This window comes from Mycobacterium sp. VKM Ac-1816D, from assembly GCF_000416385.1.
GTDB lineage: Bacteria > Actinomycetota > Actinomycetes > Mycobacteriales > Mycobacteriaceae > Mycobacterium > Mycobacterium neoaurum_A.
The window spans coordinates 1-24,993 of sequence record NZ_AOHQ01000144.1 but is presented as its reverse complement, the minus strand read 5'-3'; the positions used below and the strand labels follow the sequence as shown (position 1 = coordinate 24,993).

22 protein-coding genes and 1 pseudogene are annotated in these 24,993 nt (G+C 66.3%); 9 read left to right on the top strand and 14 right to left on the bottom strand.

The window, feature by feature from the left end:
• Positions 1-64: 64 nt before the first annotated feature.
• From G154_RS22045 to G154_RS22035, 3 genes are all read left to right on the top strand, one after another.
• Positions 65-2,440, top strand: coding sequence for a PEP/pyruvate-binding domain-containing protein (locus G154_RS22045; protein WP_019514347.1), 2,376 nt, complete (start codon positions 65-67; stop codon positions 2,438-2,440).
• 153 nt (positions 2,441-2,593) lie between these two features.
• Entirely contained in the window at positions 2,594-6,754 is a 4,161-nt protein-coding gene (locus tag G154_RS22040) for a SpoIIE family protein phosphatase (protein WP_019514346.1), read from the top strand.
• Positions 6,754-7,059: an STAS domain-containing protein gene (locus G154_RS22035; protein ID WP_019514345.1), complete on the top strand. Its 306-nt coding sequence runs from the start codon at positions 6,754-6,756 to the stop codon at positions 7,057-7,059. The genes G154_RS22040 and G154_RS22035 overlap by 1 nt, the downstream gene beginning before the upstream one ends.
• 6 nt (positions 7,060-7,065) lie before the next feature.
• Here the strand turns inward: G154_RS22035 and G154_RS22030 are convergent, their stop codons facing one another.
• Complete coding sequence (locus G154_RS22030) at positions 7,066-7,509, bottom strand: ATP-binding protein (protein ID WP_019514344.1); 444 nt, start codon at positions 7,507-7,509, stop codon at positions 7,066-7,068.
• Between the two features lie 134 nt (positions 7,510-7,643).
• Here G154_RS22030 and G154_RS22025 point away from each other — a divergent pair, with 134 nt between their 5' ends.
• The gene (locus G154_RS22025; protein ID WP_019514343.1) at positions 7,644-9,086 is read left to right on the top strand and encodes a GAF domain-containing SpoIIE family protein phosphatase; all 1,443 of its coding nucleotides are present in this window, start codon (positions 7,644-7,646) and stop codon (positions 9,084-9,086) included.
• An 8-nt stretch (positions 9,087-9,094) separates the two neighbouring features.
• On the opposite strand, the gene G154_RS22020 is transcribed toward G154_RS22025, so the two are convergent.
• Complete coding sequence (locus G154_RS22020; protein WP_081650084.1) at positions 9,095-9,457, bottom strand: STAS domain-containing protein; 363 nt, start codon at positions 9,455-9,457, stop codon at positions 9,095-9,097.
• A 79-nt stretch (positions 9,458-9,536) separates the two neighbouring features.
• Positions 9,537-10,226 carry a GAF and ANTAR domain-containing protein gene (locus tag G154_RS22015; protein ID WP_019514341.1) on the bottom strand — a complete coding sequence of 230 codons (690 nt, stop codon included), beginning with the start codon at positions 10,224-10,226 and terminating at the stop codon, positions 9,537-9,539.
• Between the two features lie 492 nt (positions 10,227-10,718).
• Between G154_RS22015 and G154_RS22010 the strand changes: the two genes are divergently transcribed.
• Positions 10,719-11,522, top strand: coding sequence for a SigB/SigF/SigG family RNA polymerase sigma factor (locus G154_RS22010; RefSeq protein ID WP_019514339.1), 804 nt, complete (start codon positions 10,719-10,721; stop codon positions 11,520-11,522).
• A gap of 2 nt (positions 11,523-11,524) precedes the next feature.
• On the opposite strand, the gene G154_RS22005 is transcribed toward G154_RS22010, so the two are convergent.
• From G154_RS22005 to G154_RS21990, 4 genes are all read right to left on the bottom strand, one after another.
• Complete coding sequence (locus G154_RS22005; RefSeq protein ID WP_023985483.1) at positions 11,525-11,971, bottom strand: SRPBCC family protein; 447 nt, start codon at positions 11,969-11,971, stop codon at positions 11,525-11,527.
• Positions 11,972-12,128: 157 nt separating this feature from the next.
• The gene (locus G154_RS22000) at positions 12,129-13,238 is read right to left on the bottom strand and encodes a class II histone deacetylase (RefSeq protein WP_019514337.1); all 1,110 of its coding nucleotides are present in this window, start codon (positions 13,236-13,238) and stop codon (positions 12,129-12,131) included.
• Positions 13,235-14,725, bottom strand: a complete 1,491-nt coding sequence (locus tag G154_RS21995) for a sodium:solute symporter (protein WP_019514336.1) — start codon at positions 14,723-14,725, stop codon at positions 13,235-13,237. Before G154_RS21995 ends, G154_RS22000 begins: the two co-directional genes overlap by 4 nt.
• A gap of 1 nt (position 14,726) precedes the next feature.
• Positions 14,727-14,936 (bottom strand): hypothetical protein, encoded by a 210-nt coding sequence (locus tag G154_RS21990; RefSeq protein ID WP_019514335.1) that lies wholly within the window; start codon positions 14,934-14,936, stop codon positions 14,727-14,729.
• Positions 14,937-15,044: 108 nt separating this feature from the next.
• Here G154_RS21990 and G154_RS21985 point away from each other — a divergent pair, with 108 nt between their 5' ends.
• Positions 15,045-16,121, top strand: a complete 1,077-nt coding sequence (locus tag G154_RS21985) for a LacI family DNA-binding transcriptional regulator (RefSeq protein WP_045546489.1) — start codon at positions 15,045-15,047, stop codon at positions 16,119-16,121.
• Between the two features lie 105 nt (positions 16,122-16,226).
• Complete coding sequence (locus G154_RS21980; RefSeq protein WP_019514333.1) at positions 16,227-17,423, top strand: metallophosphoesterase; 1,197 nt, start codon at positions 16,227-16,229, stop codon at positions 17,421-17,423.
• A gap of 39 nt (positions 17,424-17,462) precedes the next feature.
• On the opposite strand, the gene G154_RS21975 is transcribed toward G154_RS21980, so the two are convergent.
• A complete protein-coding gene (locus G154_RS21975) occupies positions 17,463-17,786 on the bottom strand; it encodes a hypothetical protein (RefSeq protein ID WP_019514332.1) in 324 nt (107 codons plus the stop codon).
• A 3-nt stretch (positions 17,787-17,789) separates the two neighbouring features.
• Positions 17,790-18,146, bottom strand: coding sequence for a heme-binding protein (locus tag G154_RS21970; RefSeq protein ID WP_031601395.1), 357 nt, complete (start codon positions 18,144-18,146; stop codon positions 17,790-17,792).
• Between the two features lie 236 nt (positions 18,147-18,382).
• Here G154_RS21970 and G154_RS21965 point away from each other — a divergent pair, with 236 nt between their 5' ends.
• Positions 18,383-19,651: an EAL domain-containing protein gene (locus tag G154_RS21965; protein WP_031601394.1), complete on the top strand. Its 1,269-nt coding sequence runs from the start codon at positions 18,383-18,385 to the stop codon at positions 19,649-19,651.
• 15 nt (positions 19,652-19,666) lie between these two features.
• Here the strand turns inward: G154_RS21965 and G154_RS21960 are convergent, their stop codons facing one another.
• The 5 genes from G154_RS21960 to G154_RS21945 form a co-directional block, all read right to left on the bottom strand.
• Positions 19,667-20,530: an alpha/beta fold hydrolase gene (locus G154_RS21960; protein ID WP_019514329.1), complete on the bottom strand. Its 864-nt coding sequence runs from the start codon at positions 20,528-20,530 to the stop codon at positions 19,667-19,669.
• Between the two features lie 89 nt (positions 20,531-20,619).
• Complete coding sequence (locus tag G154_RS21955; RefSeq protein ID WP_019514328.1) at positions 20,620-22,071, bottom strand: amidase; 1,452 nt, start codon at positions 22,069-22,071, stop codon at positions 20,620-20,622.
• Positions 22,072-22,104: 33 nt separating this feature from the next.
• Positions 22,105-22,941, bottom strand: coding sequence for a cytosine permease (locus G154_RS27210; RefSeq protein WP_237742528.1), 837 nt, complete (start codon positions 22,939-22,941; stop codon positions 22,105-22,107).
• A gap of 15 nt (positions 22,942-22,956) precedes the next feature.
• Positions 22,957-23,568, bottom strand: a complete 612-nt coding sequence (locus G154_RS27205; RefSeq protein WP_237742527.1) for a hypothetical protein — start codon at positions 23,566-23,568, stop codon at positions 22,957-22,959.
• A 269-nt stretch (positions 23,569-23,837) separates the two neighbouring features.
• Positions 23,838-24,740, bottom strand: coding sequence for a LysR family transcriptional regulator (locus G154_RS21945; protein ID WP_019514326.1), 903 nt, complete (start codon positions 24,738-24,740; stop codon positions 23,838-23,840).
• A gap of 83 nt (positions 24,741-24,823) precedes the next feature.
• Here G154_RS21945 and G154_RS26585 point away from each other — a divergent pair.
• Positions 24,824-24,993 (top strand): annotated as a pseudogene (locus tag G154_RS26585) (methylmalonate-semialdehyde dehydrogenase (CoA acylating)); the annotation flags it as partial.

The window sequence follows — 24,993 nt, the reverse complement described above, 5'->3', positions numbered from 1 at the left end:
CCATCTGCTGTCATGATGCCGAACATAATTACAATACCTTCCGTATCGTATTTTAAGGGGCCCGATGGTGACGTCGCCGATCGTGGAGTTCGACGACATCACCGACGACAGCCTCGGCGGCAAGGCGGCCGGACTGGCAGAACTGCGCCGGATCGGTCTGGCCGTACCGGTCGGGTTCGTCCTCGCCGATGCCGCACAGCGCGACACCATCGTCGACGCGGTCGGCCGCTTCACCCAAATGGCTTCCGCGGGAGCGGTTCCCGTCGCGGTGCGCTCCTCGGCCCTCGGTGAGGATGGGGTCGAGCAATCCTTCGCCGGACAGTACGAGACCGTGCTGAACGTCGGCAGCGTCGACGAGTTCGTCGCCGCGGTGCGCCGGTGTACCGAGTCCGTCGGTACACAACGGGCGTCGGCATACAGCGGGCACGATGAGGCCACCATGCATCTGGTGGTGCAGCAGATGGTGGACGCCCGCGCAGCAGGCGTGGTGTTCACGGCCGATCCCACCACCGGACGGCGCGACCTGATGATCATCGACTCCGTCGCCGGTCTCGGCGAGGCGCTGGTCGACGGGTCGGCCTCGTCGGACCACCTCGTGCTCGACGCCGATGGGACGATCGCACTGTCCGAATGCGCAGGAACGCCGATCCTGAGCACCGCGGAGATCACCGCGATCCGTACCGGAGCGCTGCAGGCCGCACGGCATTGGGGCATGCCGATGGATCTCGAATGGGCCATCGACCGAGCGGGAACGCTGTGGTGGTTACAGGCCCGCCCCATCACCACCCTGCCCGGCGATCTGAACGAGATGGACTCCCCGGTGGCCGGTGACGACCACGTCTACACCCGCTGCAACATCGGGGAGATGATGCCGGGTGCCTTCTGTCCACTGACGGCGTCGGTGTCCGGCTACGCCATCGATTTCGCGATGCAGACAACTCAGGTGGTGGCACGGGCCCAGCCGCGCTACGAGATGCCCTGGTTGCAGGTCGGCTACTTCTACGGCCACATGTTCTTGAACCTGACCGAGGGGACGGCCCTGAGTTCGGGCATCCTCGGCAACTCGCGCGAACAATTCTCGATGTCGATATGCGGTCGGGTGATCGACGAACTCGAAGCCAAACCCGCACAACCGTTCATCCGCAAGCTCGGCAACACGATTCGACTGGTCAGCCACGCACTGTCGGTCGGCCCCGCGATCCGCCGACTGGACGACCGGATCGCGCGATTCCGCATCCCCGCCACCACCGATGCGCGAGAGATGTTGCGCGCCCTGGAATCCGGGGTCGAGCTCTACTGTGACGTCACGCTCATCCATGTGCGGTCGTCGTCGCGTGCCGCTGTCGCGGCCAACATGCTGGAGAGCACCCTGATCGGCCGGGCCGTCCGGCAGGGCCGTACCGAAACCGACGGTCGCGCCGAGGCCATGCGCCTGATGGCCGGCGCCGACGATGTCGAGAGCGCGTTGATGCTCCAGCAGCTGCGGTCGGTGGTCGCGACGCTGGCTGACGATCAGCCGGAGGCACAACGGTTCCTCGCCCACGCACCCGATGTGGCCGTTCGCAATCTGTGCGCCGACAGCGCTGGCTCCGGGTTGCGCGAGTTCCTCGGTAGGCACGGCCACCGCGGATACCGCGAGCTGTGTATGCGCGACCCGTCCTGGGCGGACGATCCGGCCGGTCTGGGGTCGATGATGCAGGCCATGCTGCGCGCCTCGCTCGTGTCCTCCGAGCGCGTTCCGGCCCCCGAGACAGTGCACGACAAGCCGAAGAAGCCGATCGAACTGCTGGCCCGGCTGGCCAGGGGTGGGGCCCGCGGGCGCGAACAGACCAAGGCGAAGATGGCGCTCATGGCCCATGCGCTCAAGCGTGGATACCGTGGTCTCGGCGAGCTGCTCCAGCGCACCGGCCGGCTGCCCGATGCCGATCTCGTGTTCTTCTTCGACCGCTCCGAGCTGGCGCAAGTGGTGGGCGACGACGACATCACCGAGCTGGTCCGGCGTGCGGCGAAACGCCGAGATGCCCTCCCCTACCAGGACGCGCTCGAATTCGACGACGTCTCGGTGGGACGACCGAGACCACGGATCGCGACACCGCACGCCGGAGAACTCGGCGACGATGACACGGTCATCGGCCGTCCGGCGAGTCGAGGCGTGGTCGAGGGCACCGTGCGGGTGGCGAAATCGGTCCACGACGCAGGGGCGGTGCGTCCCGGCGAGATTCTCGTGGCACCCGTGACCGACGTCGGCTGGACACCGTACTTCACCGTGATCGCCGCTCTGGTCACCGATATCGGCAGCTCGGTGTCCCACGGCGCCGTGGTGGCGCGCGAGTACGGCCTGCCCTGCGTGGTGAACACCTTGATCGGCACCCAGACCTTCCAGACCGGTGATCGCATCAGGGTCGATGGCGATCGGGGTCTGGTCACCCGGATCCGTTGACGGGAGACGGGTCATCGGCTGTCGTCCGGTGAACGATGGTCTGCCGAGTATGGTCTGTGCTGCACAACGGAACGCCGACATCACGTTGGAGGGGATCGTTCGGTGGGTAGTTACCGAGCATGAGGCCGCATGTCAGGACACCCGAGGCCGCCGATGAGCGCTGACGCCACGCCCGGCCCGCGCCATCCGGCCGGGGATGTCTTCAGTTCCGACCCGCAGATCGGCGTCGATCTCGCGCGGGTTAACTGGGCAGACACCCCACTGGGTGATCCCTCGGTCTGGCCCCAGAGCCTGCAGACCGCGGTGCGCATCCTGCTCAGATCGCGGTTCTCCATGTGGATGGCCTGGGGGCCGGAGCTCACCTTCTTCTGCAATGCGGCCTACCGCGATCAGACGTTGGGCAGCAAGTATCCGTGGGCGCTCGGCAGACCGGCCCGCGAGGTCTGGGCCGAGATCTGGGAGGACATCGGCCCGCGCATCGACCACGTGTTCAGCACCGGCGAGGCGACCTGGGACGAGGGGTTGCAGCTGATCATCCAGCGCTCGGGATTCCCCGAGGAGAGCTACCACACGTTCTCCTACAGCGCGCTCAGTGACGACGACGGACACGTCGTGGGCTTGTTGTGCGTCGTCAGCGAGGACACCACCCGCGTGATCACCGAGCGGCGGATGGCCACCCTGCGGGAGCTGGGCTCCGACCCCAATCTGCTGCCGTCGGAAGATCAAACTCTGCAGTCGGCGGCAGCAAAGCTCGGCCGCAACCGCTTCGATCTCCCCTTCGCCCTGTTGTACCTGTTCGACGGTGCCGGCGACGCCCGCCTGGTGGCGCGCATCGGCATACCCGCCGGGAATCCCGCGGCCCCGGAGTTGCTGCGCATCACCGACGACGGCCCCGCCACGGTGTGGCCGTGTGCCGAAGCGGTCGCCGGGCGCGCGACGGTCGTCGAGCTCGTGGGCGCACCGTTCGCGGATCTCCCGACCGAACCGTGGTCGCAGCCGCCCGTTCAGGCGCTGCTGGCGCCGCTCACCCAGCAGGGCACCGCACCCTACGGGGTACTCGTCGCCGGGCTCAACAGGTTGCGCCCGCTGGACGACTCCTACCGCGGATTCATCGACCTGGTCGCCGGTCACATCGCCGGCGAAATCGGCAGCGCACGTAGCTATCTGGCCGAACAACGCCGCGCGACCGAGCTGGCCGAACTGGACCAGGCCAAGACGGTGTTCTTCTCGAATGTCAGCCACGAGTTCCGGACCCCGCTGACGTTGATGCTCGGCCCGGTCGCCGAACTGCTGGGCGGTGACGAGAAGAAGATCAGCCCAGATGCCCGACGAGATCTGGAAGTCGTGCAACGCAATGGCTTCCGCCTGACGAAGCTGGTCAACACGCTGCTGGATTTCGCACGGATCGAGGCGGGCCGGACACAGGCGCGCTATGAACCGGTGGACGCCGCGGCCCTGACGGCCGAGCTGGCCAGCGGGTTTCGCTCCGCGGTCGAGCGCGCGGGTCTGGAGTTCGTGGTGCAGTGCCCACCGTTGGGCGAACCGGTATACCTCGATCGGGACATGTGGGAGAAGGTCGTCCTCAACGTCCTGTCGAACGCGGTGAAATTCACTGCGTCCGGCTCCATCTCGGTGCGTACGGAGCGCGACGGCGGCGACGCGGTGTTCATCCTCGCCGACACCGGCATCGGCGTCTCCGCCGACGAACTGCCCCGGCTCTTCGATCGTTTCCACCGGATCCCGGCAACATGGGCACGTTCGCATGAAGGCAGCGGTATCGGGCTGGCCTTGGTGCGTGAGCTGGTGGCACTGCACGGTGGCACCATCACCGCGCAGAGCACCGAGGGTGTGGGCACCACCTTCACGGTGCGGATCCCGTTCGGCACCAAACACTTACCGGCCGACGCCATCATCACCGCGGGCGCATCCGGTACCCCGAACGGCGCGCCGTCGCAGACGGGGAATCCCTTCCTGGAAGAGGCCTTGCGCTGGCTACCCGAGGACGAGGACGCCGACGCGGTACCGGTTGCCGAAGCATCGTCAACCGCCTCGGCACGGGTGTTGGTGGCCGACGACAACGCCGATATGCGGCACTACATCACCAGGCTGCTCACCGGCGCGGGTTACGCCGTCGAAGAGGCCTCCGACGGCAGGCACGCCCTCGACATCATCCGAACTCGGCCACCGGAGTTGGTGGTCAGCGATGTGATGATGCCGCACCTGGACGGTCTGCAGCTGGTTGCCACACTGCGCACTGATCCGCGTACCGCCGCCTTGCCGGTGTTGTTGCTGTCCGCTCGCGCCGGCGCGGAGGCCTCGATCGACGGTCTGCGCGCCGGCGCCGACGACTATCTGGTCAAGCCGTTCGCCGCATCGGAACTGTTGGCACGAGTGCAGGCGAACATCACGCTGGCTCGGATGCGGGCTCATCACGCCCGCTGGCATGACGCACTCATCGATTCGTTGCAGGAAGCGTTTTTCGTCTGCGACGCAGACGGAGCGGTTGTCGAGATCAACGCCGCATTCACCGAAATCCTCGGTTACGGTCCGGAGGGACTTCCCTACCCGCCCGTCCATCCTTGGTGGCCCGACGCCGTCACCGACCCCGACGCCCATCAGCAGATCGCGACAGCTTTCGAGGACCTGCTGCACCGGGACCGCGGCGTCCACACCGTGCCGGTGTGCCACCGCGACGGCCATCGGCTATGGGTGACATTCTCGTTCACGCATGCCGAGGACCCGGATACCGCAGAGCGGCTGACGGTGGGCACGCTGCGCGACGCGACCGCCGAGCACTACCGCCGACGCCACGACACCGCACTGGCGGATCTGAACCACGCCCTGGTCCTCGCCGAGACGGTGGACCAAGCCGTCGCATCCACCGTCACGGTGGTCCGCGAGATATGGCAGGCGCGGCGTGTCCTCGCCGTCACCTTCGGGACCGACACCGAGCACCCGGCAGTGATCGCAGCCGGAGTGCCCACCGAATGGGATGACCTCCCGTCGAGCAAGCGCAGGTTCATCGAGTCGCTGTGCGACGCGGACCCGCTCACCTCGCTCACCGGTGGGCCGGGAACTGCGGCGATCGCGGTGTCACACCCGGACGGTGTGCTGGTCGTGTGGATGGAACTCGCCGAGAACCGGCCGTTCACCGCACCGGATCACACCTTGCTCACCGTGCTTGCCGGACATCTCGGACAGGGCCTGCACCGCGTGCACCGCCTCGACCAACAGCATCAGACGGCCGTTGCGCTCCAACACGCCATCCTGGGTCCCTCGGCTCTGCCGTCAGGGTTCACCGCCCGCTACCTGCCGGCAACCACACCATTGCAGGTCGGTGGGGACTGGTATGACGTCATCGACCTCGGCGACCGCCGGGCCGGTCTCATTGTCGGCGACTGTGTCGGCCACGGGTTGGACGCGGCGACCGTGATGGGCCAATTGCGGAGCGCGTGTCGCGCCCTGCTACTCGAAAATCCCTCCCCGGCAACCGCGTTGGCAGGACTGGATCGTTTCGCGATGCAACTCCCCGGCGCCAGGTGCACAACCGTGTTCTGTGCGGTGCTCGATCTGCAGACCGGGGAACTCAGTTACTCCAACGCGGGGCATCCGCCCCCGATCGTGGTCGGGACCGACGGGTCCTCGGTGACGCTCGACGCCGCACGCGGTGTCCCGGTGGGGATCCGGCCTGGCCGGGATCGCGCCGTCGCGCTCCTGACACTGCCGGCGCGAGCGACGCTGCTGATCTACACCGACGGACTCGTGGAACGTCGACGCGAGTCGCTCGATGACGGCATTGCCCGTGCCGGTGCCCTCCTGCGCGAGGCCTGCTCGACCGATCAGGGCGACGCACTGGCCGATCGACTACTTGCCGGCATGACACCACCTCAGGGCTACTCCGATGACGTGGCGATGCTGCTCTATCGCCACCCCGGCCCCCTGCAGATCAGCGTGCCCGCGGACATCAGCCAATTGGCCGTCACCCGCGACGCCCTGCGAACCTGGTTGCTGGGCAACGGCCTGGACTCCGAACAGATGCAGGATCTGCTGGTCGCCGTCGGGGAGGCGGTGGCCAATTCGATCGAACACGGACACCGCGGCGGGAAGGCCGGAACGGTGACCCTCACCGGCAAGGTCAACGGGTCCGATGTTCACCTTCGTATTTCCGATACCGGTGTGTGGAAGCCCGCCGACGCGGTGCCACACCCGACCCGGGGCCGCGGGCTGGCGCTGATGCGCGGACTCACAGATGAGGTCACCATCCAGTCCGATCACCTCGGTACCACCGTCGACATGCAGGCGAGGATCCGCTGATGAACACCGAACTCACACTCCACGAAACCATTACCGACGGTGGTGCGGCCGCGCTCGAAGCGGTCGGCGAGATCGATCTGAGCAATGTCGAGGCATTTTCCGCCGCGCTGGAGGCTGCGACCGGGGACGCCGACAGTCTCCTCACCGTCGACCTCATCCACGTCACCTACCTCGACAGTGCCGCCATCAACGCACTGTTCCGGCACGTTGACCACATCAGCATTCTCGCCAATCGACTACTGAAGTCGATCCTCACCCTCAGCGGACTCGCCGATCTGGTGCCCGTACAGATCGTCGACGCGTGATACCCCTCAGCGGGCCGGGCAGTGCTCGAATTGCAGGCACACCCGGGTGCCGTGGGCGGTCCCATGGACGGTCAGGTCGTCACACAGCGCGCGCATGAGTTTCAGGCCGCGCCCCCGGGCCGGGTTCTCCGGTCCGGAGCGCGGATCCAGCCAGTGACCGCGGTCGACGACGCAGAGCCGGACCGTGCGGGCGTCGGTGTCGTGGCGGGCCTCGATGCTCATCACACCCGTGGCTTCCTCGCCGCGGTACGCGTGATCCGCGCAGTTGGCCAGGGCCTCGTAGGCGGCCAGCACGATATCGGCGATCCGCCCGGTATCGACGCTCACCCGCCGGGTCAGCCAGGCCCTGACCGCTGCGCTCAGTTCGCTCGCCGCCGTCGGTTCGGCGGTCGCCGTGACCACCAGATCGGCGTCCCCGGACTGGGCAGCGGGATGGGACGAAGCAGACATCTGTTGCGGATTACCCCATTCGACGCGGTCTAGTCACGACGCTCGCCAAGTGCGGGGGCCTCGTATAAAACCGCGGCGAAACGGGAACCCTGCCGGCTGCGGACGGACCACACAAACCAGACCGGGCAGGAGCCATGAGCACCGACGACATCGACGCCGACGAGCGGACGCGGCTGGCTGCGGTGGGGCGATATCGCAAGGTCATCGGTCCTTCCGATCCCGTCCTTGCGCGCATCGCCACGATCCTCGCAGAGGTATTCGACGCACCATATGGCGCCGTCACGCTCGTCGAGCGGGACAGCATCTGGATGATCGGCACCCATGGGCTGGGCATCGACCGGATCGATCGGCAGGACGGCCTGTGCGCCACCGCCATTTCCGGCAGCGGCCCACATGTGGTCCCCGACTGCCGGACCGACTCTCGTACCGCGGGTAACCGCTTCGTGCACGAGCACGGCATCGGTTTCTACGCCTGCGTCCCGCTGATCACTTTCGACGGTCACCACCTGGGCGCCGTCTCGGCAATGGACACCGGTCCGCGTTCCGATCCGTCGCCCACGCAGCTGTCGCTGCTGGCCGACCTTGCCGTCGTGGTCATCGAGCAGTTGGAACTGCGGCTGTCATCCTCGGAAGCCCTGACCGTCGAACATGGGCTACGCGCGGTCGCCGAGGCCGAACTGGACTCCACCCGCGCCGACAGGGACGCGGCAAGGCGGGATCGCGACAGCGCACATCTGGCGCTTGACGAGGCCCGCTCGGATCGTGCGGTCGCCCAGCGCGATCGTGACCAGGCGCGCTCGGACCGCGACGAGGCGCAGCTCGATCGGGAGGCCGCCGAACGCGAACGCGACAGCATCGACGACTACGCGACGGCACTGCAGCAGGTGCTGGTGCCACCGGTACTACCCGACATCCCCGGTCTGGACCTGGTCGCCGGGTATCACCCGGCATCACCACGCGATGTCAGTGGTGACTTCTACGACGCGTTCGCCCTCGATGAGCGAACGTGGGGTCTGTTCATCGGCGACGTGCAGGGCCACGGTGTGCATGCCGCCGTGCTGACGACGCTAATCCGATACAGCCTGCGCGCGGCGCTGCTGCACGACCGTGAACCCGCGTCGGCACTGGCGGAACTGAACGCGGTGCTGCTCCGTGAACTGCGTCCTCGCCGCTTCGCCACGGTGTCCGTATTGATCCTGCGGCCGCGCGGTGCCGGTGGTTTCGATCTGGTCATGGCCACCGGCGGGCACCCTCCCGCGCTGTTGCTCGATCCACGGGCAACCACCGCACACGCCGTCCGGCCGGATACCGGCATGCTCGTCGGGGCCACCCCGCACGCGACATTCGGGACGCTGCGGCTGACCCTCGAACCCGGTCAGACGCTGCTGCTCTACACCGACGGGCTGACCGAGGCACGCCGCGGCGCAGAGCCTTTCGACGATGCCGCGTTGGCCACCTACGGCGCGACCCGCACCGCTCTGAGCGCCGCCGCGCTCATCGACGACCTGGCCACGCTGATACCGAAACTCGACCCGACCGACGATATCGCGCTGCTCGCCCTCGGGGCGAACTCTTGAGCCGGTGATTACCGCTGCGCGAGAACCACATTCAACGCGTCGTCGAGCGTCGGGCAGACATCGATCACATCGGCCACCCCGACCAGTTGTAAGGGCCGGGCGGTCGTGGGTCCGTCGGCGACGACGGCCAACCGTACCGTCGGATGCTGGTGGACGGCGACCAGCGCACCGATGCCTATCGATGCCAGGAACTGCACGCCCAGCAGATCGATCACGACGCTCGCGGGCGCGCCGGTCATGGCCATCTCGATAGCCGCCTCCAACTGCGCGACGGTCACCATGTCGATCGTGCCGGTGACGGTGATGACCACCGTCCCGTCCTCGTGTCGGGTACTGATGCCGCATGCCGACGCACTCGAATTCCCCACCATGTTCGTCACCGCGACCTCCCGTTCGCTCGGCCGCTCGCACGGCGACCCGATCCTAACCGGTACCGTTGGTCTCGGTAACTCAGGCCGTTTCGTCGTCCATCGAGGTCACGAGTCGGTGCGCGATATCGGAGAGCTTTACATTGCCATCCTGGGAGAGCTTGACCAGCAGGCTGAACGCCGCCATGGAGTCGATCTTGAACCGTTCCATGATGATCCCCTTGGCCTGCCCGATCTCGTCACGACTGGTCAGGGCCTCCTCGAATTGGCTCTCGGTCTCCGCACCGAACAATGCAACCGACGCGTGGTGGGCGACGATGGCGCCGATGAATTCCGAGTCCTCCGAGAACACACCGGGCTCTCCGCCGTAGAGGTTCAGCGCTCCCAGATTCTGTTGCAACACGTACAACTGGAAGGACAGCAGGCTGAGCGCACCCAGCTCGACCGCTGCCGCCGCGAACCGCGGCCACCGCGTCTCGGTCGTCATCTCGTCGATGAGCACGGTGCGATGCTCACGCAGCGAACTCAAGCACGGGCCCTCGTCGAGTTCCGTCTGCAACATGTCCAGTTTGGCGACCAGCGGATCGCTCAGCGCCCTGGGGGTGACGGTGCGACCCTCTATCATCGAGACACCCGCCCAGCGCACACCCGGCACGATCTCGACCGCGCTCTTGACCACCGCCTCCAGGGTGGATTCGGTACCGGCCTGGTCCTGAATCGTCAGCGCCAGGTCAGCGAGAGCGCGTGCGAGATCGTTCCCCCGATCAGACATGCCCCAACGGTAACGCCGTGTTCGCTTCGTGGACACCCAGTCCGGTGCCGCTGTCGGCGTCGACATATACCCGACCAACTCCTGCAAACCTCGCGACGGGGATCGGCACGGGGTTCATAAGAGATTTCGCTTTTCGTCGTCCACCCTGAGGGCAGACACAGCATCGTCGTCGCCGTCGGTTTCAACGCACCACCGCGCCGGGTACAAGCTCACCAAGGGGCGCGATCGCGGCGCCGCAACACACCTGGAGGTTCGATCGTGATTCCGTTCATCTGCACGACCTGCGGAGAATTCGACCTCGACACCGCGGACTGCGCATCGTGTGCGCAATCTGCCCGCGACCACGGCACGGCGGGTTCCGCCGTCGCGTAACAGCCAGGCGGCCGGCGTACCCGCCTGAACTCGAGGTTCGATTTTCAACGCCTCGGGGTACTCACTAGATGGTTCAGATCCGAGCCACCCTCAGCACCGTTTCGAACAGGGGAAATTCGGATGCCACGAACCGATCAGCAATACGCCGAAATCGCCGATATGGTGCGGTTGTTGCGCAGCCAAGAGCCCGGCTCGGCTGAACACCGCGGCCTTAATGACGACGTCATCACCCGGACCCTGCCGTTGGCCGAGCACATCGCCCAGCGCTACTCCGGGCGCGGGCAGCCCTACGACGATCTCTACCAGGTCGCCTGTATCGGACTGATCAAGGCCGTCAACCGGTTCGATCCCGATCGCGGAGCCGATTTCCTCTCGTTTGCCGTGCCGACGGTGATGGGCGAGGTCCGCAGGCACTTCCGCGACACCGGATGGGCCGTCAACGTGCCCCGGCGGTTGAAGGATCTCAGTCTGCAACTCACCAAGGCCCGCGAGGAGTTGACCCGCACCCTCGGCCACGCGCCGACCGCCACCGAGATCGCCACCCATCTGGGTATCGAACGAGAAGAGGTCATCCAAGCGACCGTGGCCGCCAGCCACTACTCGACCGTCTCCACCGACCGGCCCGCCACCGACGACGGCGAGGACTTCACCATCAAGGACACCCTGGGGTCGGTGGACACCCGACTGGACAAGATCGTCGACGTGGAGACCGTGCGCCCGCTGATCGAGAAGCTGTCTGCGCGCGAACGCGCCGTGCTGAACTACCGGTTCTTCGACGATATGACCCAGACCCAGATCGCCGAGCGGATGGCCTGCTCGCAGATGCAGGTGTCGCGCATCCTGGCCAAGGCGCTGGACTCACTGCGCAAACAGGCAGAAGCCCAGATGGCCGAGCGCCCGTCGGTCCGGCACAGCGCCGCCTGAGGTCATATCGCGTTCGGATCGGCCCGTTCGGCGATCAGCGCCAGTCGCCAGGTGCACTCGCGGTTGCGCGGCGCGACGCCGAGCAGCTGCACGGCGTCGGGGATCCAGCGCACCGGAGCGCTGGTTGCCACCTCTGTCATCTCGATCCGGCACCCGCCGTCGTCGTTGTCGTTGATCCGCATGGTGATCCGTGCCTTCCCGGCCGGGCGCACCTTGGCCAGCAGCACCAGTTCACGGCCGGGAGTGCAACTCTCGACCACCGTTTCATCGTCGATGACGACAGGCCAGGTTCCGATCGAGTGCAGTATCCGCGTGCCCGGCGCCGGCCAGTTCGCACTGACGGCACGAATCCGGCTGTTGCCGACCACCCAACCCGAATACGTCCACCCGTCGGCGAGGACATCCCACACCTGCTGACGAGTGGCGGAGGTATCTCTGCTGACCGTCATACCCGGTACCTCCTGTCTTCCACGACGCGAGTGATCCCGCGCGTCATCAGCACCGGATGTACCCCGTCAGCCAGTTACGAATCGCCACTTCCGTGAATTTTTCGGTTCACCTGCCGCGTCCAACACTCCACGCGTCGGCCAACGGATGCTGGAGCAGCTAGAGCCGCAATGCCTCGGCGATCAACGCTGCCTGGGCGATCACCGCGTCTTGCCACGGCTGCAGCAGATGCGCCGGCGAGTCGTCGAAGCTCTGACCGAACGGGTCGACCACCCCGGTCTCGTGACCGCTCAGGGCTTCCAGCACCGCCAGTCCGCAGAACGGCACGTGCACCGGCGAGTAGCCGCCTTCGTGGGAGAAGACGATCTTGCCGTCGCAGACGTCCCCGGCCAAGGTGACCAGACGTGCGGCCATATCCTTGAAACCGCTTGAGGTGACGGTCATACAGCCAAGTGGGTCGACCGGGCTCGGGTCGAATCCGCTGGAGACGAAAATGATGTCGGGCGCAAATGCCGTCACTGCCGGGACGGCGACCCGTTCGATGGCTGCCAAGTAGGCGCCGTTGCCCGAGCCGGCGGGTAGGGGCACGTTGATGTTGGTACCGCCGATGCCGGTGTCGGTGACCGCACCGGTGTCCTGCGGGAAGAGCCGGTCCTGGTGCAGCGAGATGGTGAGCACATCGGCGTCATCCCAGTAGATGGATTCAGCCCCGTTGCCGTGGTGGACGTCGTAGTCGACGATGGCGACCCGTTGCACACCGAGGTGCGCACGCACGTATTCGATGGCGATGCTCACGTTGGAGAAGATGCAGAATCCCATTCCGATGTCGCGGCGGGCGTGATGTCCGGGCGGGCGCACCAGTGCGTAGGCGTTTTCGGCAACGCCGGTGAGGACGGCCTCGGCCGCGGCGATGGTGCCGCCGGCAGCCAGTCGGGCGATGTCGTAACTGCCGGGTCCGAACGGGGTGAAGCCGTCTCCCCCGTCGCCGCCCCGATCGGCGCTGTCGCGTTCGATACGGTCGATGTGATCGGCGTCGTGCACCCGCAGCAGATCCTCGCGCGTCGCCATCCGGGCGGGGACCCGAACCAGTTCGTCGATCATCCCGGACACCTCGACAAGGCCCGCCATCCGGGATTTGGATTCCGCACTCTCGAAAGTCATGTGCGGCTGGTTGAAGCCGCCGGCCGGGAAGATGCCGACGTGGGTTCCGGTGTCGTGCCAGGCATAGCGTTCGTGCCAGACATAGCCGGTGCGTCGTTGTGCGGTCACGGGGTTCCCACCTTGTCCGTTGCGTACAGGGAATCGAAAAGCTGGTCCACGCGCCGCTTTTCCTCGGCGCTGTGCGGCCTGGCGTAGGACACGATGGTGTAGACGGCGAAGTTGACAGCCAAGGCAGCCACCCCTGAGGTCATACCGCCGAGCGCCGAAATGGCGATCGGGTAGAGCACCTGCAGCACGCAGGCCGTGCCGAAGCCGAGGACCATCGCGGCCACTGCGGCCGTGGCATTGCCTCGGCGCCAGAAGATTCCGAGAAACACCGTCGGCGCCAGCTGCACGATGCCCTGATACGACACCTGCGCCAGCGCGACCATGCCGGAGGACAGCGCGTCCGTCGTCGCCACCGCGACCACACCGGCCAGCAGCGTCAGCACACCGACCGAGACCTTGCCCCAGCGCTGATCTTCCACCCGGGTGCCACGGGCCACGCCCACCACGTCGTTGGCGATCTGCGCGCCAAGGGCCTGGAGGTTGGCGCCTACGTTGCCCATGGTGGCCGCCAGCACGCACACCCCGGCCAGCGTCAGGATGACTGGTCCGCCGATGGCGGCCGTCAGGAACCACACCTCGTCGGGTGCGTCGGCCACGCCAGGATAGGTCGACGCCGCGACTGCCAGCAGGCACAGCGAGGAGCCGAAGATCAGCAACAGCGGGGAGGCCATCACCGCGGCACGCTTGATGGTGTGGGTGCTGTTGGACGCGAACAGCCGCACGAAGATGTCCGGCCAGCACCAACCCCCGAGGGCGCCGGTGGCGATCAGCGAGAACAGATACAGCGGACCGTCGACACTGCCGGGGCCGGGCAGGGTGAAGAACGCCGGATCCACCTCGCCGAAGCCATGGCCGTTGGTCAGCAGCCAGGTCAGCAGTCCGAGGATCAGCACGGTGCCGATCAGGTAGGCGACGATGCCCTGGACGAAGTCACTGACGACCAGGCCACGGGCACCGAGGCGCACCGTCCACCACTGCCGGGCGACCAGCACGCCGATGCCGATGAGGGCCGCACCCGCTGCCGGTACGGCGCCGAACGACAGGTACTCGAACACCAGGGTCAGCGACTGCATGCCCAGCACAATCCACGGGAACGAGGCGATGACGCCGATGACGGCTGCGACCACCCGCACGGCGGTGGAGCCGTACCGCAGGCCCAGCAGGTCGGCTTGGGTGCGCAGGTCGAATTGCCGGCCCCATTCGTGAACGGGCTTGGCCAGCAGGAACATCAGCACGACGGCCAGGATGGAGTAGGCCACGAAGTAGAAGCCGATGGCGCCGGCACTGGCCGCATAACCGGCGAAGGCGATGAAAATGGTGCCGGGCAGCCAGGTGTTGACGAACGCCATGGCTGAGAAGAGGGGTCCGAAAGACCGCCCCGCCGTGGCATATTCGCTGAAGTCCACGCTGCCCTTGGTGCGTTGCAGCACGACCAGCAGCACGATCAGGAAGACGGCGATACCGCCGTATCCGATGAGGATCTCCATGTCAGTCCTCCCCCACCGAGCTGTCGGCGCGGTACATGATCAGCAGCGAGACAACGCCGAAGACGCCGGTGATGAGGAAGAACCAGATCCCGTTCTGGCCGAGGTACCACGTCAACGGAGGGAACAGCAGGAGGACGAAGTTCAGGGCGGCCAAGGCGACCACGCTGGTCGGGTTGCGGCGTTTCGCTGCGTGTGGGGCGTCGCTGGACATTCGCGTCTCCATTCATGCCGGAACGTTCCGGCACATCTGAGACTCGCGCCACACGCGGGGTCTTGTCAAGGGGTGAGGCACAATTTACGCGCTGGTTACGATGGCCGCATGGCAGCGCGACGGGTGACGATCGTGGAGATTGCCCAGCATGTCGGGCTGTCGAAGACGACGGTCTCCGACGCGCTGCACGGCGGAGGCCGGGTGTCACCGGCCACCGCAGCGAAGGTGGCCGCCGCCGCGCGCGAGCTCGGCTATGTGACCAACCGGGCGGCTCGGCAGTTGCGCGGCCGCAGCGTCGGCGCATTCGGGATATACATCCCGCCGATCGCCAGAAACTTCAACTTCTACATGGAGTTCGCCTTCGGCGCGGCCCATGGCTCGGCCGAGCACGACGCCGATCTGACGCTCTTCGCCCGCGACGCCGAAGTGGGTCCGCGGCACTTCCAAGTTGACGGCGTCCTGGCGGTTGATCCCCTGCCCGGCGATCCGATGCTGCAGCGCCTCGTCGAAGTCGGTATTCCGATGGTGACGGCCGGCCGGCCACCCGAGTCGCTGGCCGATGCGGTGGCGGCGGTGATCGAAGCCCCACACAGCGACCTTGCCCGCCTGGTGCTCGACCACCTGCGCCAGTGTGGCTATCGCCGGCCGGCGTTTGTGGGATCCGATCGCCGGTTCTACTCGTCGTGGGCCGACGACGTCCGGCAGAGTTATCTCGACTGGTGCGCAACCCATTCCGCGGAGCCGTCGGCTTTTGATTGCCCGCTGGACGCGACGCTGGACGAACTTCGTGCGGCGGTGCGGTCGGCCACCGCGCCGGCGGATGTCGACGCGCTGGTCTGCGCGCCACAGGGCTTTGCAGGCCGGGCCATCGGCATTCTCGAGACGGCGGACCGGCACGTGGGCTCCGGGTTTGGCCTGGCGTCGTTGAGTAGCGATCCGACAACGGAATTGAGCAATGAGCAGATCACCGCGGTGGATCTGGCGCCGTGGACTTTCGGACGGGACGCGGTCAACCTACTGGCTGCGGTGGTCGCCGGCGAGTCCCTGCCCTACCTCAACCGCTTCGAGAAGGTCAGTATCCGAGAGGCCGGTGAGACCGGCCGAAAGTCGTGGGCGATGTTGTCCGGCAACGTCAGCCGGCCGACGGACCCCGGTGATCCGAGATGTCGTGGCGTGCCAACCTGAAAGGCCGGTTGTGAGATCAGGCCAGCCCTTGGCCGAGGCCGTCGCGGCAGGCCGTGGCTAGGCTGGTCCGATGACTCTGGTCCGAGCACGAGGCTGACCGCCTGCATGTTCATCATCATCCTGTGTACGGTGCTCGGACTGACCCACCTGTACGTGTGGAAGCGGTTGATCAAGGACACCACCGGGCCGGGACATGCCCGCACGGTGCTGACGGCCGCCTTCCTGACCATGGCCGCGGTGTTGGTGATCGCACTGCTGGTGCCACGGCTGACCGGGCTGGACGAATCGGCATGGTTCGCCTGGCCGGGATACCTCTGGTTTGCGTTGGTCGGCTATCTGCTTCTGACGCTGCTGTTGGTGGAACCGATCCGACTGGCGCTGCGGGGGTGGGTGCGTCGCGGCGGGACGACCGGTGAGCCCGCCGAACCGGGGACCACCGCTGAGGTCACGCCGTCACCCGGTGCGCTCAATCGCCGTGTATTTCTGGCCAGGACCGGCGCCGCGGCGGCAGGCGCGGCGGCCACCGGACTGGTGGGCTACGGAGCGGCCACCGCACTCGGACCACCTGACGTCCTGCAGGTGCCGATTCGACTCGGCCGGCTGAATCCGGCGTTCAACGGCTTTCGCATCGCCGTCGTCTCCGACATCCATCTCGGGCCGCTGCTGGGACGCAGCCATACCGAGCGGATCGTGGAGATGATCAACGGGACCGATGCCGATCTGGTCGCGATCGTCGGCGATCTGGTCGACGGCACGGTGGACAAGCTCGGCCACGCGGCGGAGCCCCTGCAAGATCTGGTGTCCAGGGAAGGTTCGTTCTTCGTCACCGGCAACCACGAGTACTTCGTCCCGGACACGATGCCGTGGTTGCGCGAACTGGATCGACTCGGTGTCACCCCGCTGCGTAACGAAAACACCCTGATCCGACGGGGCGCAGCCGCTTTGCACATCGCCGGGGTCAATGACCTCGCCGGCGAAGAGCACGGCGACCCGCCCGACTACGACCGTGCACTGGCAGGTACCGACGGACCAAACCCGACGGTGCTCCTTGCCCATCAGCCCGTCATGGTCGAACAGGCCGCCGCGCGCGGTGTCGATCTACAACTGTCCGGTCACACGCACGGCGGACAGACCTGGCCGTTCCAGTACATCGTCGAGGCGGTGCAGCCGTCCTTGGCAGGATTGTCGACCCTCCAGGACACTCAGCTGTACGTGTCTCGCGGTGCCGGGTTCTGGGGGCCGCCGGTACGGGTCGGCGCCCCGCCGGACATCTCGGTGCTGACACTCAACGCCGACCGGTAACCGACCGGTAGCCGACCGGTAGCCGATCCGCTTCGAGCCTCAGACGCACCCGCTGACGCTGACCCGCCTGCCGAAGTTCGCACACACGCTGACATCCGGCGCCGGCGGCGGCGGAACGTACACCGGTGGCGGAGGGGGTGGCGGCGCGCCGGGTGGTGGGGGCGGCGGCGGTGGCGGTGGCAGGGCGCTGTCGAGGTAGCCCAGCGGATCGGTGCACCCCGACACATTGACGTGGAACCCGCCCACCGAGCCGCACACGGTCGCACCCGAGACCGGCGCGCCGGCGATGCCGAGCCCGCCCACGGTGATCGCGGCCAGCAGGGCCGCCCGCACGATGTTGCCGATCCTGAGGTTGCCGATCATGTCTCAGCCCAGAACGTCATGCTGCGTGGGCAGCGACACGTTGCAGCGTGCCCGCAGCTCGGTCAACGGCGCGCGGATACCCCGCAGCTCCGCGGCCACCTGCGGGTGCGCCTCCAGGTACGCGCGGGCCCGCTCGACGGTCTGCTGCTCGGGCAACCCCTCCAAGCTGGACAGCTCCGCGTTGACCTCGGCGTGGGTGAACAGGTAGGCCGACATGGCGAAGTTGACTCCACCGGCTACGCCCGCGATGTCGGCCACGGTGCAATTCGGTGGCGGCTCGGCGTTGGCCACCCCCAGACCGACCGTGGCCATCACGATGCCGATTCCGCTTACGAGAATGCCTTTGCACAGCCTCGACATCACAGCGCCTTTCCCTGGACCACCATCTGTATCCACATATCGTCACCGAGCTACCGCCGAAATGTCACTCTTTCGGCGGCAACTGCCGAACCAAGCATTTGTTTGCTTGCACCGAATCGGCGAGTTCCGACGTGGTATGGACCAGCGTCGAGTAGTTTGCTGATTGAAAATTCGATCGAGAACGCCGCGACCTACGGGCGGGGGCCGCGCGAGCCTGAGGAGTTACCGTCAAACGACTGATTGCCGCGCTGACCGCGTCGGTCGACCCGGAGTCACTGATGTCGCGGATCGCCGAACAGGTCTGCGTGTTCAACCCCAAAGCCGACGGTGCGGCCGTAGGCATGCTGACCCCCAACGGATCCTTCGTGTTCGCCTCCGCGCACGGTCTGAGCGCACCGGCGCTGGGCACGGTGGTGCCCGCGGTCGCGTCCTTCCAAGAGCTGGCGCTCTCGACCCGACAGCCGCAGGTGAGCCAGAATGTGGCCGAAGATTCTCGGTTGCCGGAACAGACGCGCCGGCTCGCCACGGAAATGGGCATCGGGTCATGGGCGGTGATACCGCTCTTCCATCAGCACCGGGCGGTCGGGGCGCTCTCGGTGGTGGCCACAGGCAACGACGTCTTCGACGCGGTCGATATCGCCGGCCTCACCTCCGTGAGCAGTTTCATCTCGGCCCTGATCGGTTCGCAGACCGAAATGGCCATACTCCTGCGCGACCTCTTCGACGAGGGTGTGGGTCCGCAGCACGATTCGTCGGCACGGTTCGCGGGATCGCTGCTGATGCCCCGGGAGACCCTCGACGAGGGCGCACACGCCGAACTGGACGGCTTGCTGGAGCACCCGCGAATCTCCCCGGTGTTCCAGCCGATCGTGGATCTGAAGTCCGGTACCACCGTCGGCTACGAGGGTCTCTCCCGCTTCCCGGGGGACGTCACGCGCCGCAGCACCGCCGACTGGTTCGCCATTGCCCGGGGACTCGGGCGCAGCCTGTCCATCGAAACAGCTGCCCTGCACGCCATCCTGCGTGCGGCGAAGGCAATCCCGCAGTCCTACATCATCTCGGTCAACCTGAGCCCCGAGACTGCCGTCGACCCCGGCCTGCAGCAGTGCCTGATGTCCTCGGATCGCCGCCTGATGCTCGAGCTCACCGAGCATGCGCCCTATCCACCCAACACCTTCGAGGGGCTGCAGCCCCTGCGCAGGTCCGGCATTCTGCTGGCGATCGATGATGCCGGCGCGGGCTATGCCAGCCTCACCCAACTGCTTCGTATCCGGCCCGACGTCATCAAGATCGACGCCGAACTGGTCACAGGTCTGGAGTCCGATCCGGCCAGGCGCGCACTGGTGTCCGCGGTGGCAGTGCTGGCCAGGGAACTGAACGCGCTGACGGTCGCCGAGGGCATCGAGAATTGTCGCCAGCTGCAGATCCTGAGCGATCTGGATATCAGGCTCGGGCAGGGCTACTACCTGGGGCGTCCCGCGGAGGTCACCGAGTTGCAGTGCTGAACCGGGACAAGGATCTCAGTTTCGTGCGGGATCATCGGGGTGCGTGGTCGAGATGAACTCGTCGATCAGCTCGATCACCTCGAAGGGAGCCTCGACCTGGGCGAAATGCCCTATCCCCGGCAGTATTTCGAGGCGGCAGTCCGGCCGGGCCTGCAGCGCGGAGTAGGCATGGTCGACCGGGATGATGTTGTCGTCTTCTCCCCAGATCGCCAGCACCGGAAGCTCTTCGCGCAGGTTCAACCGGTTCAGTGCGCTCACCGACTGACCTCGATAATCCACCACCGAGCGCAGCGTTCGCAGGAATGCCTCGCGTGTCTCACTGTCGGCGAAGGACGAGTAGGCATTCCAGATCTCGGCTCCGCGGGGCGACCGCAGACCCACCGATGTCAACCAGGAACGCACCGCGTTGCCGGCACGCAGAACCGGCGGCGGCGCGATCACCGGCATCACGAATTCCGCGCCCGGGGCGGCCAGCAATCGCAGGATCCAACCCACATCGGGCCCCAGTCCGCCGCTGCCGATGAGCACGAGCCGTCGACAGTATTCCGGGTGCTGGTAGAGAAACTGCATCGCCACCCCACCGCCCAGCGAGTGGCCCACCACGGTGGCCGAACTCACCCCGAGTTCGTCGAGCAGATCTCGCAGACCGACGGCGAAGGCACCGAGCGAATAGTCGGTTCTCGGCTTCGACGACTGCCCGTGTCCCAGCAGGTCCGGGGCGATGACCCGGTACTTCTTGGACAGCTGCGGCAGTACCGCCCGCCAGGTCTCGGCGCTGCCGGCCATACCGTGGATGAGCAGCAGAACCTCATCACCGTCGCCCTGGTCGACGACTGCCTGCCGCACCCCGTGAATCTCGACGAATCGTGTCTCCGCCATCTGAGCTCCCGTCCCCTCGCACCCGAGCCTACTGGCCGGTAACCGGCCCGACCAGGCGCGGACCGGATTGGGCGGGGATTACCTGCGGCTCACAGTTGCGGATGCTTCTTGTTCCACGGCGTGGCGGCCTGGAAGGCGCCGACGATATCGACGAGGCGGCGCTCGGTGAATGCGCTGCCGACCATCTGCAGGCCCACCGGGAACGGCAGACCGGCCTCGGTGGTGGTGAATCCGCCGGGGAAGGTGATGGTGGGCAGTTGCGAGAGCGTGAACGGCACGGTGAAGCGGTGCACCCCGGCGGTGGTCTCGTCGTCCATCCGGATCATCTTCTCCACCGGTGGCGCGATGAACGACATGGCCGGGATGAGTACCCCGTCCAACGGCGCCAGCGCTGCTTCCATCTGGCCCTTGAAGATCAGCCGTCGCTGCAGCAGCTCGTCGTATTCGATACCGGTCATCGCGATGCCACGCTCGATCAGCTCACGCAATGCGGGGCCATAGCTGTCCCGGTGTGCGGGGAACATGCTCTGGTGCGACCGCGCGGTCTGTGCCGCACAGACCCCGAACCAATCGGTGATGGCCTGGGTGGGATCGGGCAGATCGGTGTGCACCAGCTCCGCACCCAGATCCCGCAACATCTCTTCGGCAGCCCGATGCGCCTGTTCCACATCCGCACTGACGTCTCGATAACTCCACGACGGATCGACGCCGATTCGGACACCCCGCAAGGACGTCGGCATCTCGGTACCGAATTCCGGGACGGGCTGCAGCGAGGCGGTGGGGTCGCGCGGATCGGCCCCGGCGATCGCCCCGAGGATCAAACCGGCATCCCGCGCGGATCGACAGATCGGACCGACATGGTCGAGGGTGGCCGCCAATTCGACGACACCGGCACGGCTGACCCGTCCCCAGGTGGGCTTGAGACCGGTGGCGCCGTTGGAGGCCGACGGCATGCGGATGGATCCGCCGGTGTCCGAACCCAGTGCGCCGTAGCACAACCCGGCAACCGGGGCGACCCCGCTACCGCTTGAGGACACCCCCACCCAGCGGTTGGCGTCCCAGGGGTTCAGCGGGGCCCGAAACGGCGGCGTGTGCTCGGTGTACACGCCCTCGGTGGTGTGCACTTTGCCCACGATCACCGCGCCGGCGTCCTCAAGCCTGGTGACCACCGTCGCCGTGTCATCGGCCACCTGACCGGCACGCAACGCCATACCCGCCTCGGTGCGCCACCCGGCCTTGTCGTAGATGTCTTTGATGGCCAACGGAATTCCGTCCAACGGGCCACGCGGGTCGCCGGCCTTGCGACGTTGGTCGGACTCCTGTGCGCGCAGTCGCGCCTCGTCGGCGGCGACGAAGGCGAACGACCCGAGGCGTTGGTCGACGGCGCCGATGCGCTCCAGCGTCATCTCGGTCAACTGCGCAGAGCTGATCTCCCCGCTCGCCAGCAGCGGTACCAGTTCGCTGATCTCCCGGTAGTACAGCACCCCATCGGCGGTGTCAGCGGTCCCGGCGTTGCCGGTATCGGTGTTCGTATCGGTCATCTCGTCACAATCCTTTTCCGCGCGCTTCTGGGCTCACTCGCCGGCATCGACGGTCGTCGACTTGTGCTCGTCTGCCATGGGATCCTCGGACTCGGCCGCCGGCAACCCGTATTGGGAACCCTCGCTCAGGATAGTCAAGGGGACGTACACGATGGGACCCACCAGCATTGCGGCGAACGACGCGAAGTACAGCGGGTACACGCCTGCGACACCGAGCGCACCGACCGCGATACCGGTTGCGAGAGCAGTCATTCCACAGTAATTCCAATTCTTGACCCTACCCTCGCGATATTCGACCAGCGTGCTGGGGGCGAGTTTGAGCAGCTTGCGACAGATGAAGTAGTCACTGAGCAGGATGAAGATCCAGGTGTTGGTCATGATGCCGGTGACCGCGAGGAACTTGTCGGTGTACTGCAACACGTTGATCGGGTACAACGCGATTCCGAGGACCACCAGCAGCACCATCCACCACTGCCGGCCGACACGCTTCGGCGAGAGCACATCCCAGGCATTCGACAGGGCCAGCGACCCCGAGTAGAGGTTCATGACGTTGATCCGGACCTGGGTCAAGATGGCGAAGATGACGCCGAGCACACCCATCACGACGGCGAAGATCAGCCCGGGATCGGTGGCGGCCAGCTCGCGGGCCGAGCGCTCACCGTCGAAGTACTCGATCATCGTGAAGCCTAAGAAGACACCGAGCACCATGACGACCGAGATCATCAACAGTTCGACCAGCATCACCCCACCGGTGCCGACGTAGGATACCGAGCGCTTGACGAAACGTCCGTAGTCGGTGGCGATGAGCGCCTGGAACACGACCTGGCCGTTGGCCAGGCTCAGAGCCTGCCACATTGCGGTCGCCGTCACACCGTCCTCGACAACCTATTCACCCGGCCCGGCGAGCACATAACCGTTGGCCAGCATCACCATTCCGATCACGAAGAGGATCAGGAATATCGGCATGCCGAAGCGCTGCAGGACATTCATCGAGTGCATACCCCGCCACGAGTAATACAGCGCGATCAATGCGACGATCGCGAAGACCACGCTGGCCGCCGCGGAATCGATGGAAATCCCGAGGATCTCACTGAGCCCGTGCGAGACGATGCTGCCCTCGAAGATGAAGTAGAAGACGTAGTTGACGGCGTAGACGAAGGAGGCGATGGCCGAACCGCGTGCACCGAACCCCAACCCCCGAGACAGCAGTGGCAAGGAGAGGCCCTGCTGGCTGGCGATCCGCATGACCAACGCACCGACCACCGTCGCGCCGATGACCATGTACGCGATGGGGACGAGCACCCCGGGCCAGCCGACCAGGAACCCCATCTGACCGCCAAGGGCAAACCAGAACATGGCGGTCACGTTGCCGGTCAGTACGAGCAGGATGGCGGGGCGACGCCAGCGCTGACTGTCCGGCACCCGGGTGGTCGCATAACTTTCCACCTGGTCGTCCAGGCTGGTGGCCGGACCGTGGAAGTAGCTTCTCAAACTCAAGGCGTGAGTCCTTTCCGACTCTGATCTGCGCGGCGGGGTTCCGGTGCATTCGGTGACATCTCGTGGGCGGACGACATGGCGCACCGATAACCTCGTTCAGCGCCACACCGGAGTCGTTTACCTAAGGATGTGAACTACATCTCATCCGCGGGCCAGGCTGAAGTCAATGGCCATTACTGCACCCCGCCGTGCATAAATGCAGCCCAATAGACAGCACCTTTGTATTCTTCAATTCCCCTGTGGCACAAATGTTTCCATTGGTGCCTCGACTAGGGCGAGCGCCTGCCCAGGTTGAGGTCGGGGTGCGCTTCGACCGTATCGCGCAGGAATGCACACACCGTGCGCACTCGCTCGAGACGCTCGAGCTCCCGCGGTACCACCAGCCAGTACAGCCTGCGGACGCTGAAGGCGTCGGGCAGCACCCGGATCAGGCGTTCGTCACCGTTGGCGATATATGCGGGCAGTGGTGCGACACCGAGCCCGCTTCGCGCCGCCAGCCAGTGCCCGGTGATGTTGGATATCTGCGCATCGACACTCTGGACATGGGGTAGCTCGTCGAGAATCCGCAGCGGTTCGACGTCCATCAACGCATTGACGTACCAGATCAGGGTGTGCGCCCGCAGATCGGCGATCTTCGCGATGGGCGGGTGGGCGTTCAGGTACTCCGGGGTCGCGTAGAGACCGAGGTCATAGTGGCACAGCACCTCCGAGCGAACCGCGCGCGACGTCGGCCGCTCCAGGGTCACGGCCACGTCGAAGTGCCGCTCGGACACCGCATTGTGCACGGTAGCCGTGACGAGCTCGACGGTCAGACGTGGATGCGCCGCCTTCAGCTCCACGAGGTGCGGCGCGATGATGAACGCGCCGAAACCGTCGGTGGCCGTGATACGGATCGAACCGGTCAGGATGTCGGGCGTCGCGCCCTGGACGTCGTAGGCGGCCATCACCGCCGATTCGACCGCCTCGGCGCGGGGCATCATCCGTTTGCCCGCCTCGGTGAGCCGCCATCCGCTGGGCGCCCGGTCGAAGAGCCGCTCACCCACCGACCGCTCGAGCGCGGTGATCCGGCGCCCCACGGTGGTGTGGTCGACCTCCAGTACACGGGAAGCGTCGCTCAGCCGACCGGCGCGCGCCACCTCGAGGAAGTAGCGGAGATTGTCCGCGCTGAGCATGCGACCTCCTATCGTGCATTTTTGCAGTCACCGGAGCGTATTTACTCGTTGACTCGTGCGCAAATCTCACTTCCCATGGTGGGGTGACTCAGACCGCATCACGGCCCACGACCATCAGCCACTGGCTGAACAACGAACTGTTTCAAGGCACCTCGGGGCAGACCGCGCCCGTGACGAATCCGGCGTCCGGTGCGGTGACCGGTCAGGTCGCCCTGGCCTCGGTCGAGGATTCCCGGGCAGTCATCGAGGCCGC

Bases quoted from the DNA above. Each gene is read 5' to 3' on its own strand.
- G154_RS22045 (WP_019514347.1), top strand. From the start codon at position 65: ATGGTGACGTCGCCGATCGTGGAGTTCGACGACATCACCGACGACAGC.
- G154_RS22040 (WP_019514346.1), top strand. From the start codon at position 2,594: ATGAGCGCTGACGCCACGCCCGGCCCGCGCCATCCGGCCGGGGATGTC.
- G154_RS22035 (WP_019514345.1), top strand. From the start codon at position 6,754: ATGAACACCGAACTCACACTCCACGAAACCATTACCGACGGTGGTGCG.
- G154_RS22030 (WP_019514344.1), bottom strand. From the start codon at position 7,509: ATGTCTGCTTCGTCCCATCCCGCTGCCCAGTCCGGGGACGCCGATCTG.
- G154_RS22025 (WP_019514343.1), top strand. From the start codon at position 7,644: ATGAGCACCGACGACATCGACGCCGACGAGCGGACGCGGCTGGCTGCG.
- G154_RS22020 (WP_081650084.1), bottom strand. From the start codon at position 9,457: ATGGTGGGGAATTCGAGTGCGTCGGCATGCGGCATCAGTACCCGACAC.
- G154_RS22015 (WP_019514341.1), bottom strand. From the start codon at position 10,226: ATGTCTGATCGGGGGAACGATCTCGCACGCGCTCTCGCTGACCTGGCG.
- G154_RS22010 (WP_019514339.1), top strand. From the start codon at position 10,719: ATGCCACGAACCGATCAGCAATACGCCGAAATCGCCGATATGGTGCGG.
- G154_RS22005 (WP_023985483.1), bottom strand. From the start codon at position 11,971: ATGACGGTCAGCAGAGATACCTCCGCCACTCGTCAGCAGGTGTGGGAT.
- G154_RS21995 (WP_019514336.1), bottom strand. From the start codon at position 14,725: ATGGAGATCCTCATCGGATACGGCGGTATCGCCGTCTTCCTGATCGTG.
- G154_RS21990 (WP_019514335.1), bottom strand. From the start codon at position 14,936: ATGTCCAGCGACGCCCCACACGCAGCGAAACGCCGCAACCCGACCAGC.
- G154_RS21985 (WP_045546489.1), top strand. From the start codon at position 15,045: ATGGCAGCGCGACGGGTGACGATCGTGGAGATTGCCCAGCATGTCGGG.
- G154_RS21980 (WP_019514333.1), top strand. From the start codon at position 16,227: ATGTTCATCATCATCCTGTGTACGGTGCTCGGACTGACCCACCTGTAC.
- G154_RS21975 (WP_019514332.1), bottom strand. From the start codon at position 17,786: ATGATCGGCAACCTCAGGATCGGCAACATCGTGCGGGCGGCCCTGCTG.
- G154_RS21970 (WP_031601395.1), bottom strand. From the start codon at position 18,146: ATGTCGAGGCTGTGCAAAGGCATTCTCGTAAGCGGAATCGGCATCGTG.
- G154_RS21960 (WP_019514329.1), bottom strand. From the start codon at position 20,530: ATGGCGGAGACACGATTCGTCGAGATTCACGGGGTGCGGCAGGCAGTC.
- G154_RS21955 (WP_019514328.1), bottom strand. From the start codon at position 22,071: ATGACCGATACGAACACCGATACCGGCAACGCCGGGACCGCTGACACC.
- G154_RS21945 (WP_019514326.1), bottom strand. From the start codon at position 24,740: ATGCTCAGCGCGGACAATCTCCGCTACTTCCTCGAGGTGGCGCGCGCC.